This window comes from Pseudoalteromonas sp. T1lg75, from assembly GCF_002964705.1.
Lineage (GTDB): Bacteria > Pseudomonadota > Gammaproteobacteria > Enterobacterales > Alteromonadaceae > Pseudoalteromonas.
In genome coordinates, this window is the sequence record NZ_PQCD01000054.1 from 1 (window position 1) to 268 (window position 268).

Consider the following 268-nt stretch of genomic DNA (forward strand, 5'->3'; position numbering starts at 1 on the left):
TTTTTCTCGAGAGTAACTATTACTCTACGATTGATGCTACAACACCAGCACCAACTGTACGACCACCTTCACGGATCGCGAAACGTAGACCTTCGTCCATCGCGATTGGGCAGATTAGTTCAACAGTCATCTTGATGTTGTCACCAGGCATTACCATTTCTACGCCGTCTGGTAGTTGGATGTCACCAGTTACGTCAGTTGTACGGAAGTAGAACTGTGGACGGTAGCCTTTGAAGAATGGCGTGTGACGGCCACCTTCGTCTTTAGA

1 pseudogene is annotated in these 268 nt (G+C 47.8%); it reads right to left on the reverse strand.

Annotated features, from left to right (window positions below):
* Positions 1–19 precede the first annotated feature (19 nt).
* Positions 20–268: pseudogene (tuf, locus tag C2M36_RS14570) on the reverse strand (elongation factor Tu); the annotation flags it as partial.